This is a genomic window from Nocardia sp. CNS-044 (assembly GCF_059570515.1).
Window position 1 is genome coordinate 918,492 of sequence record NZ_JCANSX010000007.1, and the last position, 17,167, is coordinate 935,658.

Below are 17,167 nucleotides of genomic sequence, written 5' to 3' on the forward strand. Positions count from 1 at the left end.
CTCGTGTCGCCCCGGGCTGTCGCCGGGGCCGGTGTCTCTCTGCTTCGGCGTTGTGCCTACTGAGACGTTCGGTCTACTGAGGCGCTTGCATCCCCCTTTCCACCATGTCGAAGACGTCCGACGACGCCATGCCGCCGGTATGCATCTGCCGCCACATCGCCAAGTCGGGGAAGGTGCCGTCGACCAACTCCGCGCGCCAGGAGCGAGCCCACGCGGCCTCGGCCTCCAACATCGCGAGCCCGTACTCGGTCTCGATCACGAACAGGCGGGGCAGCGTGCCCGCGAGCCCGTCCAGTTCCCGGCGCACGCCCGCGATGATCGCTTCGAGCGCGGCGATCCGGGTGGCGAGCAACTCGATCACCTCGTCCGGCGACAGCGCGCCGATCACCGAGAGGCCCGCCGTGAAGGCGTCGCGCCCGAGCACCGGAGTGGCGATCAATTCTCTTGTCCAGTCGGACATTTCGGTCCGGCCCGCGTCGGTGATCCGATAGATGACGCGCTCGGGGCGCGAGCCCTCGCGTTCACTGCCGACGGGTTCGAGGAAACCGGCCTTGACCATGTTCTGAACCACCGTGTAGAGCGAACCCCACTTGATGTCCATGTCCTGGTCTTTGCCGCGCTCGCGCAGTTTCGAGGCGATCTCGTAGCGGTGCATCGGCCGTTCGATGATCACCGAGAGGATCGCGAGCGCCAGCAGGTTGTTCACCTTGCGCTTCGTGGCCATGGCACCTCCTTACTCGTTTACGAATATACGTGTGCGAGTATTCGCGTACAAGTATCGTTCGAGCGAGTAAGCATCGAGGATCGTGGGGCGGCGCGGAGGCGGAGGCATAGCCCGATCGAGCGCTGCCGGAAGCACGTCCACAGCCCGCGCGTGCCCGGAGCGGATGCGGAGGTAAGCGCGCTGAACGCCCGAAGTCCCGCCCACGGACTGCGCATGGCCCGAGCGGTACGGAGATACGCATAGGCTGAAAGTGTGCGGAGGCAGGTGGAGTCTGCCTCCGCACACCTCTCTCAACCGGACGTCACGGACCCGGCATCATGCCGCGGCCAGGCTCACGCGGTAGCGCTCGGCGTCGATGGCCAGAATCCGGACCGCCATGGCGGCGCCGACCTGCGGTTCCGCCGACCAGTCCGACCATGCGTTGCGGTGCAGCAGACCGTGCACGCCGGGCGCGACTTCGAGAAAGGCGCCGAAGGGCACGATTTGGACGACGGTCGCGTCGAGCACGCTCTGCACGTCGTGCGCGGCCGCGAATCGTTGCCACGCGTCGAGGTCGAAATCGGTGTGGGACATGAGTTCACCTCCTTTCGCAGTCCCTGAGAAACCATGCGGTACAGAGAAGAAGCGAAGGAGGCGGCGGGCCACGCGCCCGCCGGAGGGTCACCGAACGGCCGGGCGACCCATCTGTGTGCGGCGTATCGCCGACCCGGCAGTCACGAATTCAACCTAAAGGCAAGCGAACCCGGCGCGCAAGCCCGCTCCGGGTCGCACTCGACCGGTTCGCGACGGGACAGGACTTTGCCGGCCGCGTTGACGCTCGGCGCGGCGGACGGGGCGGCGCATGCCCGGCGAGCACTACCCGCACTCTTGGGTTCTCACGCACGGAGTCATCCGACTGTGGCAGCTTCCACCTCGTCCAGGTGCTCCTCCACAAGCTTGGCGGCGACGCTCATCAGGGCTTGGTCGAGGAGCGCCCGATCGGCGGGGTCGCGATCGTCGCCGGTGTCGAGGCGCTCGCCCAGCCAGCGCCGCCATGCCGCCGTCACCCGATCGACTTCGGCCGAGCCGGTTTTCGTCAGGTGCAGAGTGCCGTCGTCGGCATCGACGTATCCCCCGCCGATGACCTTCAGGTAAACCGGCTCGATCACCTCGACCGGAACCCGGTGGGCGCGCGCGATGGTCCCGAGGGTGGCCACGCCGCGAACCCTGTTGTGCAGGTCAACCTGTCCCACCGCCCACGCTTGGCCTCGGCTGAGCGGGCTGCCCGCGTCGGCCAGAATCGCCGGGAAGACGGGCCCTTCCGCACGCGCCTTGCGCATGGCCACCGCGACGGCGCGTTCGAGCAGACCCGCGCGGTCGCTGTTCTCGGGCACCGAAAAGCCCTCTCCCACATCGGAAGCGCCCGCGCGTGCGCTGTCGCGCAACGGCACCTCCTTCAGGAACCAGGCCACCACGAATCCGGCCAGCGCGACCGGAACGACCCAGCGGAACACGTGATCGATGGTCATGGTGTAGGCGTCGACGATCGGCGCGGACTGCGCCGGCGGCAACGCACGCAACGCCTCCGGGCCAGCGACACGGCAGCGAACTCCGCCGCCAGGCCCTCCTCGCGCGTCATCCGGCGCGCACGGCGTAGTCGCCCAGGCTCGGTTCCAGCGCGTCGAAGGCCACCCGGATGTATTCGGTCAGCGCCGCGGCGATCTCGTCGTTCGATTCGCCCGCCAGGGTGCGGCGCATGGTCTCCTCGAACAGCACCCGGTGCACGCCGCCGAGCTGGGCGGCGGCCACCCGTGGCGCGATGTCATCCTGCGCCGCATCGGTTTCCGCGGCCAGCGTGCGGGCCAGCGCCGCCTCCCTTTCCTCGTGGAACTCGCGCAGGCGCGCGAGCAGCGCGGGGCTCTCGGCGATCATCCTGGCGAACTCGAGACCGGAGAAGCCGACCACGGGGTCCTGCTCGGTGGCCGCGGTGCGATAGGCGTGCCGCAGCGCGGCCAGCGCCGACTGGCCCGGCTCCCGCTCGCGCACTGTGCGGGCGAGCCGGTCGACGAAGACCTCGCCGAGGTCGAGGGCGAGGTCTTCCTTGCGCGGGAAGTAGTTGGTCACCGTCATCTTGGCGACGTCGGCCGCGGTCGCGACGTCGGCGATCGTCACCTTGTCGAATCCGCGCTCCAGGAACAGCAGCGTGGCCTGGTGGGAGATGTTCTCGCGCGTCTGCTGCTTCTTGCGCGCACGAAGTCCCTGTTCGGTCATATCGGGAGCGTATACGATCCCGACATAAATTTATAGTTGACATATTTTTAGGTCTGATCTAAGTTTGTCTTCGCCGCCGGAGACGACGGCACGAACCGAGAAGGAGACCCCCTGCGCATGACCCACGGCCCCCAGACCGCAGCCCCGATTCACACCAGCCAGACCGACCGACAGGGAGCAGCCACCGTGGCCGACATCGACACCGCGCACCTCGAGACCGCGATCCGCCGACACCTCGGCGCCACGCCGATCCGCACCGGCAGCCCGATCACCGGATCGCACAACCTCTTCCACGGCGGGCCCGCTCGCCACGACAGCGGCGTCCAGCGCGCGCAGACCCATCGGGGCAAGCCGCGCCGTCCGCTGCGCATCCCGGGTCGCTGAGCGAAACCCGCTCGGCAATCCCCCGGCGGCGGGCCGCGCGCGAACCGCACCGCCCGCCGCCACCGGTGACCGGCATTCCCGAACCGCGCCGCCACCGGACCGGCTCCTCGCTCGACCGAAAGGACCACCCGTGCCCCACTCCGTCACCGCCACCCTCACCGAAGACCCGGTGCGGGACTACCTGCGCCACATCGGCCGCACCCCGCTGCTCACCTCCGGCGAGGAGGTAGCCCTTGCCGTCCGCATCGAGGCGGGCGTGCTCGCGCAGCAGCGCCTCGACGAAAGCGCCGACGCCGGAATCGAACTCACCCCCGCCGCGCGGCGCGAGCTGCGCGGCGCCGCCGCCGACGGGCTGTGCGCCAAGGACCACATGATCCGAGCGAACCTGCGCCTGGTGGTCTCGATCGCCAAGCGCTATCCGACGCCGACCGGGATGTCGCTGCTCGACCTGGTCCAGGAGGGCACCTTCGGCCTGATCCGCGCGGTGGAGAAGTTCGATCACCGGCTCGGGTTGAAGCTGTCCACCTACGCCACCTGGTGGATCCGCCAGTCCATCGGCCGCGCCCTCGCCGACCAGGGCCGCACCATTCGCATGCCGGTGCACGTCGTCGAGCTGCTCAACCGGGTCAACCGCACCCGGCGCACGCTCGCCCAGCATCTGGGTCGCGAGGCCACCGAGGCGGAGGTCGCCGCGGAGCTGGAAATGCCGGTGGCCCAGGTCGAGGAGGTGCTGCGGCACGGGCGCGAGCCGATATCGCTGCACACTCCGGTCGGCGACGGGGAAACCGAGTTCGGCGGGCTCATCCCCGACGACGCCCCCGACCCGGCCGACGTGGTCGCGGCGAGCATGCTGCGCGGCAAGCTGGACACGGTGCTCGCCACGCTCACCGACCGGGAACGCGAGGTGATCCTGCTTCGCTTCGGCTTGGACCGCGGCGAGGGGCGCACGCTCGAGCAGGTGGGCACCGCACTCGGCGTCTCCCGCGAGCGGGTCCGTCAGCTCGAGGCGAAGGCGATGGGCAAGCTGCGCCAGCCCCCGCGCGCGCGTCGCCTGGAAGGCCTGCTCGCGTGACGCGGTAGCCGAGTTCCGGTGGCGGTCAGGGGTTTTCGATCAACGCGATCGCCACCGGAACCAACAGCTCCACCAGAGCCGAGACCGGCGGCCGCGGATCGCAGAGCAGCCACTCGTGGGTGAGTCCGTTGATCGCGCCGATCAGGGCGCTCGCCGCCAGACCGGGACCGCCGCGGATGTGCCCGCCGGGCGCGACGCGCGGCACCACGGCCGATTCGAGCACGGCGGCCCAGGCATGCCTACGTTCGCGCCGGTGCCGCTCCATCCGATCGCTGACCCCGACCACCTCGATGAAGGCCACCTTGGCGCGGTACGGGTCGGCGCCCAGCGAGCCGAGGTAGGCGGTGAGCACCGCGGTCATCGCGGCGCTGGGGTCCAGGCGCGGGTCGAGGGTTGCCAGTGCGCCGCCCACGGCCGCGACGGCGTCGTCCTGGATGCGGTCGTAGGCCGCGGCGAGCACGTCCTCCCTGGTCTCGAACTCCTCGTAGAACTGCCGCTTGGAGAGCCCGGCGGCGGCGCACACGTCGGCGAGCGAGCATTCCGTGTACCCGCGTTCGGCGAAGAGGCGCGTCGCAGCTTCCAGGAACCGCAGCCGCCGTTCCGCCTTGCGCTCGGTGACGGCGCGCCCGCCGTATTGCCTCCCCACCGTGGTCGTCACGTCTTCACCGTAGCGAACCTCGCGCGGGGGTAACGTCACCGAATCCCGGCGCGGCAATGTCGGTGCGAGTGTCTGGGCCGATATTCTCCCCCGCGGGTGTGCGCGCTTCCTTCCCTCCGAACTTACTCCAGAGTAAGGTTGGCCCATGGCGTGGAAACCTACCGAACTCCCGGACCAGACCGGGCGCACTTTTGTCATCACCGGCGCGAACGGCGGCCTCGGCGCGGAGACCACCAAGGTGCTGGCCGCCAAGGGCGCGACCGTTGTGATGGCCTGCCGCAATGCCGCGAAAGCCGAGGAGGTGGCCGCCGCGATCCCCGGTGACGTGCGGGTCGCCGCGCTCGACCTCGCCGACTTGGCCTCGGTGCGCAAGTTCGCCGAGCAGTCCGGCGAGATCGACGTGCTGGTGAACAACGCGGGCCTGATGAACATCCCGTTCTCCCGGACCGCGGACGGCTTCGAGACCCAGTTCGGCGTCAACCATCTCGGTCACTTCGCGCTGACCGGGCTGCTGCTCGACCGCATCCGAGACCGGGTGGTCACGCTGGCGAGCATCGCGCACAAGCAGACACCGAAGCTCTGGATCGATGACCTCAACTACGAGCACCGCCGCTACCAGCGCAATCTCGCCTACGCGCAGGCCAAGCTGTCGAACTTGATGTTCGCGAGGGAGTTGCAGCGCCGCCTCGCCGAGTCCGGCTCGAAGAAGCGCTCGTACGCGGTGCACCCGGGTGTCTCGGCCACCGACCTGTTCGCCAGGACCGAGACTCCGCTCGACCGGATCAGCAAGCCGTTCATCCGCCTGATCGGCCACGCGCCCGCCAAGGCCGCGCACTCGACGCTGTTCGCCGCCGGGATGCCCGACCCCGATCCCGACACCTACTGGGGCCCGACCTGGTTGTTCGGCAGCCAGGGACCGGTCCAGCCGTCGTCCTCCACCAAGCTGTCGAAGAACCCCGAATTGCAGCGCCGACTCTGGGCGGAATCGGAGCGGATGACCGGAGTCACGTACAAGTTCTGAGGCGCGCGCGGCGGGGAGAGCCGAGCGTCGACCTGCTCCTACGCACCCTGTAGTAGACGGGTACCGTAGGAGGCGTGTCCGCTTCTCCCCGCCGCTCGGCACACAATCGCCCGGCCCTGATATTGCTGGTGATCGTGGCCGCCCTCGCCTGTCTGGCGCTCGGCTGGTGGCAGTGGGAACGCTTCGAGTCGTCCAGCGGAACCGGCCAGAACCTCGGGTACGCGCTGCAGTGGCCGCTGTTCGCCGGGTTCGCGGTGTTCGCCTACATCCGGTTCGTGCGACTGGAGACCGAAGCCGAGGAGCAGGACGCGCCGAGCACCGCGCCGCAGCGGACCGACTCCGCGCGGAAGGCCGCGCCGCGGGAGATTCCGGCGGGCATCCTGCCGGAGCGCCCGACGGCCGCGCGCGACGACGACCCGGTGCTCGCCGAATACAACAGGTACCTGGCGGCGCTGAACTCCAAGGAGCTCGACGGCCAGGTTCGCCGGGCGGGCTTGGACACCCGCAACACCGAGAGGAGCGCCGGTTGAGCGCCAGCGAGAACGAGACCACCGTCGCCACCGAGCCCCAGGCCGCTCCCGCGCAGGCCAAGGCGGCGAACACCGCCAAGATCGCCTCGGCGCTGCTGCGTTACCGGGTGCTCGCCTGGACCACCGGCCTGTGGCTGCTGCTGCTCACCGGCGAGATGATCGCCAAGTACGGCTTCGACGCCAACCCGCCCAGCTGGATCGCGGTCGTGCACGGCTGGGTGTACTTCATCTACCTGATCGCCACGGCCGACCTGGCGGTCAAGGTGCGCTGGCCGATCGGCCGCACCGTCGGCACCCTCATCGCGGGCACCGTCCCGCTGCTGTCGTTCTTCGTCGAGCACACCAACGCCAAGCAGGTCAAGAACGACTTCGGCGTCTGATCGGGCGGCGTTCGATCCAACGCGTAACCCGCCGAATTCCGGCTGCCGTGCAGGCCACTAGGCCCGGAAGCCGCACCCCGTGGGGTGCGGTCCTCCGCGAGCGCGGCAGGCCATTGGTTCGGCGACCGAGCCGCGCGACGTCAGTCCTCAGCGTGCGCGGTGTCAGTCTCGAGCGAGCACGGCGCACAGGTCACTGGCCTTCGCGACCGGCCGCGGGGTCAGTCCTCGCAAGCGCGGCGCGCGTGCGACTGGGCTCCGCGATCAACCCGCGCGGTGTCAGTCCTCGGCGAGCGCGGCCAACGCGGGCAGCAACTGCCGCAGCGCCCGCCCGCGGTGCGAGGCGGCGTCCTTCTCGGCGGGGGTGAGCTGCGCGGCCGAGACCGTGCCGCCGTCCGGAACGAACAGCGGGTCGTAGCCGAAACCGCCCTCGCCCACCGGCTTCCGTGCGATCGTGCCCGGCCACTCGCCGCGCACCACGAGTTCCGTGCCGCCGGGCACCACCAGCGCACAGGTCGAGACGAAACGCCCGCCGCGCCGCTCGTCGGGGACGTCGGTCAGCTGGGCCAGCAGCAGCGCGTTGTTGGCGGCGTCGTCGCCGTGCCTGCCCGCCCAGCGGGCCGAGAGCACTCCGGGCATGCCGTTGAGCGCATCCACCTCGATACCGGAATCGTCCGCGACACAGGGCAATCCGGTGGCGGCCGCACCGTCGCGGGCCTTGGCCAGCGCGTTCTCCTCGAAGGTCGCGCCGGTCTCGGGCGCCTCCTCGTAGGCGGGCACGTCGTCCAAGCCGACGATCTCCACCCCGGCCACGCCCGCCTCGTCCAGGATGCGGCGCAGTTCCTTCAGCTTCTTGCTATTACGGCTGGCGACCAGAACGCGGCGGCTCATCACTTCTTCTTCGACGTCTCGACCGGCTCCGGCAGCACGCCGGGATACGGCAGCGCCAGCGCCTCCTTCTGCACCGTGAACAGCTGCTCGCATCCGGCCAGCGCCGCGTCGAGCAGCTTGTCCAGGGTGGAGCGCGGGAAGGTGGCGCCCTCGCCGGTGCCCTGGATCTCCACCAAGGTTCCGGTGTCGGTGGCGACCACGTTCATGTCGACCTCGGCGCGCGAATCCTCTTCGTAGGGCAGGTCGAGCCGCACCCGTCCGTCGACGACGCCGACGCTCACCGCGGCGATCGCGCACGAGATGGGCTGCGGATCGGCGAGCCCGCCGGAGGCGCCGAGCCAGGTCACCGCGTCGGCGAGGGCCACGTACGCGCCGGTGATGGCCGCGGTGCGGGTGCCGCCGTCGGCTTGGAGCACGTCACAGTCGATGGCGATGGTGTTCTCGCCGATGGCCGCCAGGTCGATGCAGGCGCGTAGCGAGCGTCCGATCAGCCTGCTGATCTCCTGGGTGCGCCCACCGACCTTGCCCTTCACCGACTCACGACCGGAGCGGGTGTGGGTGGCCGCGGGCAGCATCGCGTATTCGGCGGTGAGCCAGCCGAGTCCGGAATCACGCCGCCACGGCGGCACGCTCTCGGTGACGCTCGCCGTGCACATCACCCGGGTCTGACCGAACTCCACCAGCACCGAACCGGCTGGATGCGTGGTGAATCCACGGGTGATACGTACCTCGCGGAGCTCATCGTCCGCCCTGCCATCGGCTCGTCTCGACACGGGGCCAGCCTAGTGGACGACTACGACGCGCTCCGACCGCAACCCCGGCGCCCCGTCAGATGTCGAAGGTCTCCCCCGGCGCGACGGCGTGCACCGGGCCGGCGAACTCGGCCTTGGCCTCCGCGATGACGTCCTCGCGCGAGGTCCACGGCGGAATGTGGGTCAACAGCAGTTCCTTCACGCCCGCGCGCGCCGCGATCTGACCCGCCTCGGTACCCGAAAGGTGGATGCCCGGCGGACGATTCGCCGGATCGTGGGTCCAGGAAGCCTCCGACATCAGGACGTCGGCGCCCTGCGCGAGTTCCAGCACGGCGTCGCACATCGCGGTGTCGCCGGTGTAGACGAAGGTGCGACCCGCCTTGGTGGTGATACGCAGACCGTAGGACTCCGGCGGGTGGTACATCCGTCGCGCGACGACCGTGTGGCCCGGACCGAACTCGATCTGCTCGTCCTCGATCCACGGCCGCATGTCGATCACGTCGGACCAGTCGTCGCATTCGCCGCCGACCTCGGCCGAGGCGTTGCCGATGCGCAGCGCGGCGTCGGAGGGTCCGCGTACGATCGCCCGGCCGACCGGCGGGGTCGGGTGGTAGCGCCGCCACACCAGCAGACCGGGCAGGTCGAGGCAGTGGTCCGCGTGCAGGTGGGTCAGGAAGACGTCGACCTCGCCGGGATCGGCGTAGCGCTGCAACGCGCCGAGCACACCCGGGCCGAAATCGATGACGGTCGGATTCATATCCGGGCCGGTCAGCAAGTATCCCGACGCTGGGGAGTCCGGGCCGGACACACTGCCCGAGCACCCGAGGACGGTAAGGCGCATGCCCTCATGCTGCCACGACGAATTCTCGGTCACGAAATGGTCCCCCAAAATCTCCGACGGGCTGCGCTCTCACCGTGGTGCGCCAAGGATCCCCGCTCGATCCTTCCTACGGCGTCGACGTCCATTGTCAGAGCGTACCCAGCCGCAGGGCGGCTCACGCAGCACCCGCGAAATCACGGATCCGCCAAAAGATTCCGGATGGTCTCAGGCGACCGTCGGCGTTGTGGCGCGCCGTTGCCGCGGCGCCAGCAACCACGCCGCGACGACACCGCCGATCGCGCCGAAAAGGTGTCCCTGCCAAGAGATTCCGTCCTGCCCGGGCAACACACCCCAGAGCAGCGAGCCGTACACCACCAAGACGACGAGCCCGAGCACGATCTGCCCGGCACTGCGGGTGAACCAGCCGCGCAGGATGAGAAAGGTGAGCCACCCGAAGACCAGCGAGGAGGCGCCGATGTGCACGGTGCCGTCGGCGCCGGTGAGCCAGGTGCCCAGCCCCGCGACCACCCAGATGACGGCCGTCGCCGCGAGCCCGCGGCCGATGCCAGCCGCCAGGACGAGGAAACCGAGGACGAGCACCGGCACCGTGTTGCCCATCAGGTGGTCCCAGCCGCCGTGCAGCACCGGAGCCCAGAGAATGCCCCACAGCCCGTCCGCCTCACGCGGTTCGATGCCCGCGCGGTCGAGTTCGCGGCTGTCGACGGCGTCGACGCCCTCGATGGCGTACAGCAGCAGCACGAACCCGGCGATCAGCGCACCCGCCCGTAGCCAGAGTTGCCGCAGCGCCGCGAAGTCGCCCGCCCGCTGCGGTCGCGTCGGCGCCGCGCCCGGTGTCACCGTGCCGGGGTTACCCAGCCGCGCGCGCAAGGCCGCGATGCGATCCGAATCGAACGAGGGCCCGAGTCCGCCGGTCATGGCAACCTCCTGATCGATGCCACAGCTCGTTCTTCGAGCGTACCGACGCGGAACCGGGACCCGTGCCGATCAAGCCCAGAGCTGACCTTCCAGCCGCTCCTCGGCTTCTTCCAGCGTGCCGTCGTAGGCGCCGGTCGAGAGGTACTTCCAGCCGCCGTCGGCCACCACGAACGCGATGTCGGCGCGCGTCCCCGCCTTGACCGCCTTGCGCGCGACGCCGAGCGCCGCGTGCAGGATGGCGCCCGTCGAGATGCCCGCGAAAATGCCCTCCTCGAGCACCAGTTCGCGGGTGCGCTTGACCGCGTCGAACGGGCCGACCGAGAAGCGGGTGGTCAGCACGGTCTCGTCGTACAGTTCGGGGATGAAGCCCTCGTCGATGTTGCGCAGGCCGTAGACGAGTTCGCCGTATCGCGGTTCGGCAGCGACGATTTCGATGTTCGGGACCTTCTCCCGCAGGAAGCGTCCGGTGCCCATCAGGGTGCCGGTGGTGCCGAGGCCCGCGACGAAGTGCGTGATCTCGGGCAGGTCCGCGAGCAGCTCGGGTCCGGTCGTCTCGTAGTGGGCGAGCGCGTTGGCGGGATTGCCGTACTGGTAGAGCATCACCCAATCGGGGTTGGCCGCGGCGATCTCCTTCGCCTTGGCCACCGCCTGGTTGGAGCCGCCCGCCGCGGGCGAATCGATGATCTCCGCACCGAACATGGTGAGCAGCTGACGCCGCTCCACCGAGGTGTTCTCCGGCATCACGCACACCAGCCGGTAGCCCTTGAGCTTGGCCGCCATCGCCAGCGAGATGCCGGTGTTGCCGCTGGTGGGCTCGAGGATGGTGCAGCCGGGTGACAGCAGACCGTCGGCCTCGGCCTGCTCGATCATGCGCAGGGCCGGGCGGTCCTTGATCGACCCGGTGGGGTTGCGATCCTCCAGCTTGGCCCACAGCCGCACGTGGTTCTCGCCGTCCCACTGCGGGGACAGCGTGCGCAGGCCGACCAGCGGGGTGTTGCCGAGGGTCGCGATCAGCGATTCGTAGCGGGCCACGGACTCAGCTGATCCGGTCGACGTGCGTCCGCGAGCCACCGGCGACCGCGGGCAGGATGGTGACGCTCGCGCCCGCGGGCACCTCGGCGGCCAGACCACCGGAGAAGCGGACGTCCTCGTCGTCGACGTAGATGTTGACGAAGCGGTTCAGCTTGCCGTCCTTGAGCAGGCGCTCGGCCAGGCCGGGGTGGTTGGCGTCGAGGTCGTCGATCAGCGCGGACAGGGTCGCGCCCTCGGCCTGCACGCGCTTCTCGCCTCCGGTGAGGCCGCGCATGATGGTCGGGATGGACACGGTTACCGACATGGGTACTCCTCGGTTTTCGTCAGGGCTCGGGGGTCAGGCGGTCTCGTAGGAGGCGACGATCCGCACCGGTTCTTCGGTGACCTCGCCGTCCAGGATCCGGTAGCTGCGCAGCTCGTGCTGTTCGGGGTCGCGTGTCGAGACCAGCACGTAGTGCGCGTTGGGCTCGGACGCGTAGGAGATGTCCGTGCGGCTGGGGTAGGCCTCGGTGGCGGTGTGCGAGTGGTAGATCACCACCGGCTCCTCGTCGGCGGCGTCCATCTCGCGCCACACCTTCAGCTGTTCGCCGGAATCGAAGCGGTAGAAGGTCGGCGAGCGTTCGGCGTTGACCATCGCGATGAACCGCTCCGGCCGATCGGAGCCCTCCGGCCCCGCGATGACCCCGCAGGCCTCGTCGGGGTGGTCGGCGCGGGCGTGCGCCACCATCGCCGCCACGAGGTCGGCTCTGATCACCAGCACTAGTCGAACCCTTCCGCATATCTTCGCCGACCGGTCACAGCCGACAACGAGCCAGAATATTCGCCTATTCCCGCCGCCTCGCTCCCCGGTCCTTGTTTCCCACGTTCGTCGGCACACAGGTTCTGATCATCGGTACGGCGTGTCGCGCGGCGAGTCGATGTGTGGCAGGGCGAAAAGGTCTGTGGGGTCAGCGCAGGAAGAGGTCGGTGTAGGTGGGGATGGCGGCGACGGGGGTGGCGGTGAGGATGGCGTTGACGAGGGCGCGTTCGACGCACAGTGCGGCGGCGGTGCAGAGGGCGTCGAGGAGCAGCAGGTCGTCGGGGAAGGCGGGCGGGAGCGGGACGGGCGCGATCCGAGCGGTTCCGGTGGACACGGCGAACAAGGTGTCGCCGTCGAGCGGGGAGTGCGCGGGCCGGATGGCGCGGGCGAGGCCGTCGTGCGCGGTGGTGGCCATCCGGCGGCATCCGGCTGGTTCCAGTGGCCCGTCGGTGGCGACGACGCCGATCGTGGTGTTGAGAACGGTGCCTTTCACCGGCAACGCGTTCGCCCTGGCCAATCGCTCCGGACTGGCCGGACGCAAGCCGAACCACTCGGGTCCGTCGGTGCCGACTCCCCACGGCAGACCGGTGCGCGGATCGAATACCGACCCGACCGGGTTGGCGACAACCAGCGCGGCAACGGTGACACCAGCGGCCGGACCGTCGCCAAGCACCAGGCTCGCGCTGCCGATGCCGCCCTTGATCGATCCGGCGCGCGCACCGACCCCCGCGCCCACCGAGCCGCGCGCGAAATCGGCGGACGCCGCGGCGGCGGCGCGGTACCCGAAATCGGCGGTCGGCCGCGTGTACCAGTCGCCGACCGGGAGATCGAAGATCACCGCGCCCGGCACGATCGGCACCACCCGGTCGGCGTCTTCGGGATCCATCGGAATGCCTTCGCCGTGCTCCTCCAGCCACCGCATGACGCCGTCGGCGGCGGCCAAGCCGTAGGCGCTGCCGCCGGTGAGCAAGATCGAGTGGACCTGGCGAACAGTGTTGGACGGGTCGAGCAGATCGGTCTCGCGGGTGCCGGGTCCGCCGCCGCGCACGTCGACGGCGGCGACCGCACCGCCCGGCGCGCGCACCACCGTGCAGCCGGTGGCCGCGCCGGAACCGAGGGTGGCGTCGGGGTCGAGGGCGTGGTGATGGCCGACGAGCAGACCGGCGACGTCGGTGAGCGAATCCCGGGGGCCCGGCACTGCGTTCATGGTCAGGGAGCGAGCGCCTGCAGCAGCGTGTCCTGCATCCAGGTCAACCAGTGGTAGACGTCCAGGTGCGGACCGCGCGGATCATCGGGCTCCAAATGGTCGGGCGTGTCGGCCTCGATCCCCAGCACGGTGCCCAGCGCGAGCCGGACGTCGGTGAGCGCGGTGAGCCACGCGTCGGCCTGTTCCGGAGTGAGCACGATCTTGCCGCCGTCCGGCGGGACGGTGTCGAGCACCACCGCGCCCGCGGCGAGCTTGTTATCGATGATCTCCGGCTCGTGCAGGCCGCGCAGCGCGCTGTTGAGATCGGCGCGATCGGCATCCGGGGAACCGGGCTCGGCGCGATGGAAGTCCGGCAGCAGCCGCAACAGCCGCGGGTCGTCCGGCGGGGCCGTGTTGCCGGTGCGCAGGCCGGTGAGCGCGGCGAGCTCGTCCTCGGGCGCCGACTGCGAACGCTCGGTCAGCAGCCCGGACACCGCGCCGACCAGGGAGCGCAGTACCCCGGCCTCTCTCGCGTCCATCTCGGTCCGCAATTTGAGGCCGCTCAACGAGTTCTTGCGGCTCCACTTACGCACCGCGCCTGCTCCGTTCACGCACGAGCGCCAGGGTAGTCGTACCGATCAGTCGTCCCGTTGCATGGTCGCCCACAGGCCAGCCGCATGCAGTCGACGGACGTCTTGCTCCATTTTGTCGCGCGATCCGGACGACACCACAGCCTTCCCTTCGTTGTGCACCTGCAGCATCAATTCGGTCGCCTTGGCTTTGCTGTACCCGAAGAGCTTCTGGAAGATGTAGGTGACGTAGTGCATCAAGTTGACCGGGTCGTCCCACACCACGGTCACCCACGGACGGTCCTCCGCCTCCAGGATCTCGGTGTACTCGACCGCTTCCGGAGTCGCCTGTGCCGCCGACAGTGTCGAGTTCGTTTCGCACAAGCTCATAACGTCCAGGGTACGACTCGACTCCGGAGATACAACACCCGCGCACCGCCCGCCCCGCGAGTCCCGCTGGCTACAGTGGCCGGTGTGGACCACCGCGACGCCGTCGCCAGCACCGCGCTGCTGACCGACCAGTACGAACTCACCATGCTGGCCGCCGCGCTCGCCGACGGCTCCGCGCATCGCACGTGCACCTTCGAAGTATTCGCCAGGCGCTTGCCGCACGGCCGTCGCTACGGCGTCGTCGCCGGAACCGGACGTTTGCTCGAGGCGCTCGCGGACTTCCGGTTCGGGGAATCGGAACTGGCGATCGTCGCCGAATTCCTGGACGAGCGGACCCTGAACTGGCTGCGCGACTACCGGTTCACCGGCGACATCGACGGCTACGCCGAAGGCGAACTGTATTTCCCGGGTTCACCGGTTCTTTCGGTGCGCGGCAGCTTCGCCGAGTGCGTCGTGCTGGAGACGCTGGCGCTGTCGATCCTCAACCACGACAGCGCGATCGCCTCGGCCGCGGCACGCATGGTGAGCGCCGCCGCGGGCCGCAGGATGATCGAGATGGGTTCGCGGCGCACTCACGAACTGGCCGCGCCCTCGGCGTCCAGGGCCGCCTATCTCGCGGGCTTCGACGCCACCTCGAACCTGGAGGCGGTGCGCCGCTACGGACTGCCGGGCGCGGGCACCAGCGCGCATGCCTTCACCTTGCTGCACAGCGGCGCCGACGGCGCGCACGAGGCCGCCGCGTTCCGCAGCCAGGTCCAGACGCTCGGCGTCGGCACCACCTTGCTGGTCGACACGTTCGACATCACAAGGGGCGTGGCCGCCGCGATCGAGGTCGCGGGCACCGAATTGGGCGGTGTGCGCATCGATTCCGGTGATCTCGGCGTGCTGGCCAGACAGGTGCGCGATCAGCTCGACCGACTCGGCGCGAAGAAGACCCGCATCATCGTCTCCGGCGATCTGGACGAGAACGCGATCGCCGCGCTGCGCGCCGAACCCGTCGACGTCTACGGCGTCGGCACCGCGCTCGTCACCGGATCGGGCGCGCCGACCGCGGGCATGGTCTTCAAGCTGGTGGAAGTGGACGGGCTGCCGGTCGCCAAGCGCAGCAGCCACAAGGAATCGCGCGGCGGCACCAAGAAAGCCGTTCGGCTGGCGCGCGACACCGGCACCATCGTCGAGGAGATCGTCTACCCGGCGACCGGCCCCGCGCCCGCGTCGGGGGAATTCGAGGCGCGGCAGTTGCTGGTCCCGCTGGTGCGTGACGGCAAAGTCGTCGACGGGCTGCCGACCTTGGCCGAGGGCCGCGCGCTGGTGTCGAGCGGTTTGATCAGCCTGCCGTGGGAGGGCCTCAAGCTCTCCGACGGCGAGCCCGCCATTCCGACGACGTTCCTGAGCTGAGTGGTCACCGGCTCGAGGTGACCTCCAGCGTGTCGGGCGGGGTGAAGGTCGGGTTGGCGCTCATGATTCCCTCCGTACGAATCGAATTCGCCGGGTGAGACGAGGCGGCAAGAGGTAATCACCGGCGGGGTAGTCTTCGCTTACATCACGCGAAAGGTGTCATGAGATGAACCGGGCGTTGATCATCGTCGACGTACAGAACGACTTCTGCGAAGGCGGTTCGCTGGCCGTCGACGGAGGCGCCGCGGTCGCCGATCGCATCAGCGACCACGCGACCACCGGCGATTACGCCGCCGTCGTCGCGACCCGCGACTATCACGTCGACCCGGGCGCGCACTTCTCCGCCGACCCGGACTACGTGGACAGCTGGCCCCCGCACTGCCGCGCGGGCACCCCGGGCGCCGACTTCCACCCGAATCTGGACACCGCGCCGATCCAGGCGGTCTTCTCGAAGGGCGAATACTCCGCCGCCTATTCGGGTTTCGAAGGCTCGACCGCCGAAGGCGTCATTCTCGCCGAGTGGCTGCGCGAGCACGACATCGACACCGTCGACGTGGTCGGCATCGCCACCGATCACTGCGTGCGCGCCACCGCGCTGGACGCCAGGTCGGCCGGGTTCGAGACGCGCGTGCTGCTCGAGTTGACCGCGGGCGTTGCCCAGGCCACGACCGACAAGGCGATCGATGAGATGCGAACCGCAGGCATCGAGGTCGCGGGGGAACTGCCCGTTCGCTAGACGGTTGGTCACACCGCCGCTCGTCCCGGCACGGCCGGACCTTCGGCTGCCCTTTAGAGTCCCGCCCGTGGATTACCGATTTCCGGCGAGCGCTCGAGCAGCCGTCGCCCGGGCGCTGGCCGACGCCGACGACATCGCCCGCGCCGCGGACATCGTCTTCTGGTCCAACCCGGCGACCGAGGAACTGCGCGCCGACCCGGTCCGCCGCCGCACCGCGCTGCCGCCCGCCTTCGCCAACCTGATGGTGCTCGCCTCGCTGGACGAGCATGTCGGCGACCGCGGCTTCGGCCGCTACCTCGCGCGGCGAATCGACGAACTTCCCTGGGTACCCGGCGCGCTGCGGGCCGCGGGTATGCCGGGGCTGGCGGCGGCGGTGGTGGTCGCCGGATACGAAGCGCTCGCGGAATCGCACGACGACGCCGACCTGGATCGACTGTGGGACGACGAGTACGCCGTGCTCGACAACCCCGACCAGATCAGGCAGCCGCCGGACAGCTCGCGGAAGAACCGTGCGGACGCGCTCTACGACGCCAACGAACCCGCGGATTTCCAGCGACGCGTGCTGGAGTACGCGCGCGCCAACCTGGACGACTTCGTGCGGCCCGACCGGTGAACCGTGTCGGTGCCGAGCAGTAGGCTGCA

Annotated in this window: 23 protein-coding genes; 8 read left to right on the top strand and 15 right to left on the bottom strand. The window is 69.7% G+C overall.

Features of this window, described 5'->3' with window-relative positions; all coding sequences use genetic code 11:
• Nucleotides 1-73 precede the first annotated feature (73 nt).
• From T333_RS18915 to T333_RS18930, 4 genes are all read right to left on the bottom strand, one after another.
• Entirely contained in the window at nt 74-724 is a 651-nt protein-coding gene (locus tag T333_RS18915) for a PadR family transcriptional regulator (RefSeq protein WP_496425267.1), read from the bottom strand.
• 315 nt (nt 725-1,039) lie between these two features.
• The gene (locus tag T333_RS18920) at nt 1,040-1,297 is read right to left on the bottom strand and encodes a S1 RNA-binding domain-containing protein (RefSeq protein WP_496425268.1); all 258 of its coding nucleotides are present in this window, start codon (nt 1,295-1,297) and stop codon (nt 1,040-1,042) included.
• Between the two features lie 314 nt (nt 1,298-1,611).
• Nucleotides 1,612-2,274: a hypothetical protein gene (locus T333_RS18925; RefSeq protein WP_496425269.1), complete on the bottom strand. Its 663-nt coding sequence runs from the start codon at nt 2,272-2,274 to the stop codon at nt 1,612-1,614.
• A gap of 64 nt (nt 2,275-2,338) precedes the next feature.
• Entirely contained in the window at nt 2,339-2,974 is a 636-nt protein-coding gene (locus tag T333_RS18930; RefSeq protein WP_496425270.1) for a TetR/AcrR family transcriptional regulator, read from the bottom strand.
• 117 nt (nt 2,975-3,091) lie between these two features.
• On the opposite strand from T333_RS18930, the gene T333_RS18935 reads away from it, so the two are divergent.
• Both T333_RS18935 and T333_RS18940 read left to right on the top strand, forming a co-directional pair.
• On the top strand, nt 3,092-3,358 hold the full coding sequence (locus T333_RS18935) for a hypothetical protein (protein ID WP_496425271.1): 267 nt from the start codon (nt 3,092-3,094) through the stop codon (nt 3,356-3,358).
• A gap of 130 nt (nt 3,359-3,488) precedes the next feature.
• A complete protein-coding gene (locus tag T333_RS18940) occupies nt 3,489-4,430 on the top strand; it encodes a sigma-70 family RNA polymerase sigma factor (protein ID WP_357252546.1) in 942 nt (313 codons plus the stop codon).
• A gap of 25 nt (nt 4,431-4,455) precedes the next feature.
• On the opposite strand, the gene T333_RS18945 is transcribed toward T333_RS18940, so the two are convergent.
• A complete protein-coding gene (locus T333_RS18945) occupies nt 4,456-5,088 on the bottom strand; it encodes a TetR/AcrR family transcriptional regulator (protein ID WP_355001091.1) in 633 nt (210 codons plus the stop codon).
• A gap of 145 nt (nt 5,089-5,233) precedes the next feature.
• Between T333_RS18945 and T333_RS18950 the strand changes: the two genes are divergently transcribed.
• The 3 genes from T333_RS18950 to T333_RS18960 all read left to right on the top strand — a co-directional run bounded on the left by T333_RS18950 (nt 5,234) and on the right by T333_RS18960 (nt 7,019).
• The gene (locus tag T333_RS18950; RefSeq protein ID WP_355001092.1) at nt 5,234-6,109 is read left to right on the top strand and encodes an oxidoreductase; all 876 of its coding nucleotides are present in this window, start codon (nt 5,234-5,236) and stop codon (nt 6,107-6,109) included.
• Nucleotides 6,110-6,183: 74 nt separating this feature from the next.
• A complete protein-coding gene (locus T333_RS18955; RefSeq protein WP_496425272.1) occupies nt 6,184-6,639 on the top strand; it encodes a transcriptional regulator in 456 nt (151 codons plus the stop codon).
• Between the two features lie 80 nt (nt 6,640-6,719).
• The gene (locus T333_RS18960) at nt 6,720-7,019 is read left to right on the top strand and encodes a DUF3817 domain-containing protein (protein ID WP_355001169.1); all 300 of its coding nucleotides are present in this window, start codon (nt 6,720-6,722) and stop codon (nt 7,017-7,019) included.
• Between the two features lie 276 nt (nt 7,020-7,295).
• Here T333_RS18960 and rdgB read toward each other — a convergent pair whose 3' ends face one another.
• From rdgB to clpS, 10 genes are all read right to left on the bottom strand, one after another.
• Nucleotides 7,296-7,907 carry an RdgB/HAM1 family non-canonical purine NTP pyrophosphatase gene (gene rdgB, locus T333_RS18965; protein ID WP_496425273.1) on the bottom strand — a complete coding sequence of 204 codons (612 nt, stop codon included), beginning with the start codon at nt 7,905-7,907 and terminating at the stop codon, nt 7,296-7,298.
• Nucleotides 7,907-8,680 carry a ribonuclease PH gene (gene rph, locus T333_RS18970; RefSeq protein ID WP_067790707.1) on the bottom strand — a complete coding sequence of 258 codons (774 nt, stop codon included), beginning with the start codon at nt 8,678-8,680 and terminating at the stop codon, nt 7,907-7,909. Before rph ends, rdgB begins: the two co-directional genes overlap by 1 nt.
• 55 nt (nt 8,681-8,735) lie before the next feature.
• On the bottom strand, nt 8,736-9,500 hold the full coding sequence (locus T333_RS18975) for a cyclic nucleotide-degrading phosphodiesterase (protein ID WP_357252556.1): 765 nt from the start codon (nt 9,498-9,500) through the stop codon (nt 8,736-8,738).
• A 204-nt stretch (nt 9,501-9,704) separates the two neighbouring features.
• Entirely contained in the window at nt 9,705-10,415 is a 711-nt protein-coding gene (locus tag T333_RS18980) for a rhomboid family intramembrane serine protease (protein ID WP_357252558.1), read from the bottom strand.
• A 69-nt stretch (nt 10,416-10,484) separates the two neighbouring features.
• Nucleotides 10,485-11,447: a PLP-dependent cysteine synthase family protein gene (locus tag T333_RS18985; RefSeq protein ID WP_357252561.1), complete on the bottom strand. Its 963-nt coding sequence runs from the start codon at nt 11,445-11,447 to the stop codon at nt 10,485-10,487.
• Nucleotides 11,448-11,451: 4 nt separating this feature from the next.
• A complete protein-coding gene (locus T333_RS18990; protein ID WP_355001097.1) occupies nt 11,452-11,751 on the bottom strand; it encodes a MoaD/ThiS family protein in 300 nt (99 codons plus the stop codon).
• 33 nt (nt 11,752-11,784) lie between these two features.
• Entirely contained in the window at nt 11,785-12,207 is a 423-nt protein-coding gene (locus T333_RS18995) for a M67 family metallopeptidase (protein WP_357252564.1), read from the bottom strand.
• A 187-nt stretch (nt 12,208-12,394) separates the two neighbouring features.
• On the bottom strand, nt 12,395-13,453 hold the full coding sequence (locus T333_RS19000; protein WP_496425274.1) for a P1 family peptidase: 1,059 nt from the start codon (nt 13,451-13,453) through the stop codon (nt 12,395-12,397).
• 2 nt (nt 13,454-13,455) lie between these two features.
• Complete coding sequence (gene aosR, locus T333_RS19005) at nt 13,456-14,025, bottom strand: oxidative stress transcriptional regulator AosR (RefSeq protein ID WP_355001100.1); 570 nt, start codon at nt 14,023-14,025, stop codon at nt 13,456-13,458.
• A gap of 45 nt (nt 14,026-14,070) precedes the next feature.
• Nucleotides 14,071-14,391 (bottom strand): ATP-dependent Clp protease adapter ClpS, encoded by a 321-nt coding sequence (gene clpS, locus T333_RS19010; RefSeq protein WP_067790717.1) that lies wholly within the window; start codon nt 14,389-14,391, stop codon nt 14,071-14,073.
• Between the two features lie 84 nt (nt 14,392-14,475).
• Between clpS and T333_RS19015 the strand changes: the two genes are divergently transcribed.
• The 3 genes from T333_RS19015 (at nt 14,476) to T333_RS19025 (ending at nt 17,138) form a co-directional block, all read left to right on the top strand.
• The gene (locus tag T333_RS19015; RefSeq protein WP_355001101.1) at nt 14,476-15,789 is read left to right on the top strand and encodes a nicotinate phosphoribosyltransferase; all 1,314 of its coding nucleotides are present in this window, start codon (nt 14,476-14,478) and stop codon (nt 15,787-15,789) included.
• A 166-nt stretch (nt 15,790-15,955) separates the two neighbouring features.
• Nucleotides 15,956-16,525, top strand: a complete 570-nt coding sequence (locus T333_RS19020) for a nicotinamidase (RefSeq protein ID WP_355001102.1) — start codon at nt 15,956-15,958, stop codon at nt 16,523-16,525.
• Between the two features lie 67 nt (nt 16,526-16,592).
• Complete coding sequence (locus T333_RS19025; RefSeq protein ID WP_496425275.1) at nt 16,593-17,138, top strand: DMP19 family protein; 546 nt, start codon at nt 16,593-16,595, stop codon at nt 17,136-17,138.
• Nucleotides 17,139-17,167: the final 29 nt, after the last annotated feature.

Coding starts and splice junctions, on each gene's coding strand:
- T333_RS18915 (WP_496425267.1), bottom strand. CDS start 724: ATGGCCACGAAGCGCAAGGTGAACAACCTGCTGGCGCTCGCGATCCTC.
- T333_RS18920 (WP_496425268.1), bottom strand. CDS start 1,297: ATGTCCCACACCGATTTCGACCTCGACGCGTGGCAACGATTCGCGGCC.
- T333_RS18930 (WP_496425270.1), bottom strand. CDS start 2,974: ATGACCGAACAGGGACTTCGTGCGCGCAAGAAGCAGCAGACGCGCGAG.
- T333_RS18935 (WP_496425271.1), top strand. CDS start 3,092: ATGACCCACGGCCCCCAGACCGCAGCCCCGATTCACACCAGCCAGACC.
- T333_RS18950 (WP_355001092.1), top strand. CDS start 5,234: ATGGCGTGGAAACCTACCGAACTCCCGGACCAGACCGGGCGCACTTTT.
- rdgB (WP_496425273.1), bottom strand. CDS start 7,907: ATGAGCCGCCGCGTTCTGGTCGCCAGCCGTAATAGCAAGAAGCTGAAG.
- T333_RS18975 (WP_357252556.1), bottom strand. CDS start 9,500: ATGCGCCTTACCGTCCTCGGGTGCTCGGGCAGTGTGTCCGGCCCGGAC.
- T333_RS18980 (WP_357252558.1), bottom strand. CDS start 10,415: ATGACCGGCGGACTCGGGCCCTCGTTCGATTCGGATCGCATCGCGGCC.
- T333_RS18990 (WP_355001097.1), bottom strand. CDS start 11,751: ATGTCGGTAACCGTGTCCATCCCGACCATCATGCGCGGCCTCACCGGA.
- T333_RS19000 (WP_496425274.1), bottom strand. CDS start 13,453: ATGAACGCAGTGCCGGGCCCCCGGGATTCGCTCACCGACGTCGCCGGT.
- clpS (WP_067790717.1), bottom strand. CDS start 14,391: ATGAGCTTGTGCGAAACGAACTCGACACTGTCGGCGGCACAGGCGACT.
- T333_RS19020 (WP_355001102.1), top strand. CDS start 15,956: ATGAACCGGGCGTTGATCATCGTCGACGTACAGAACGACTTCTGCGAA.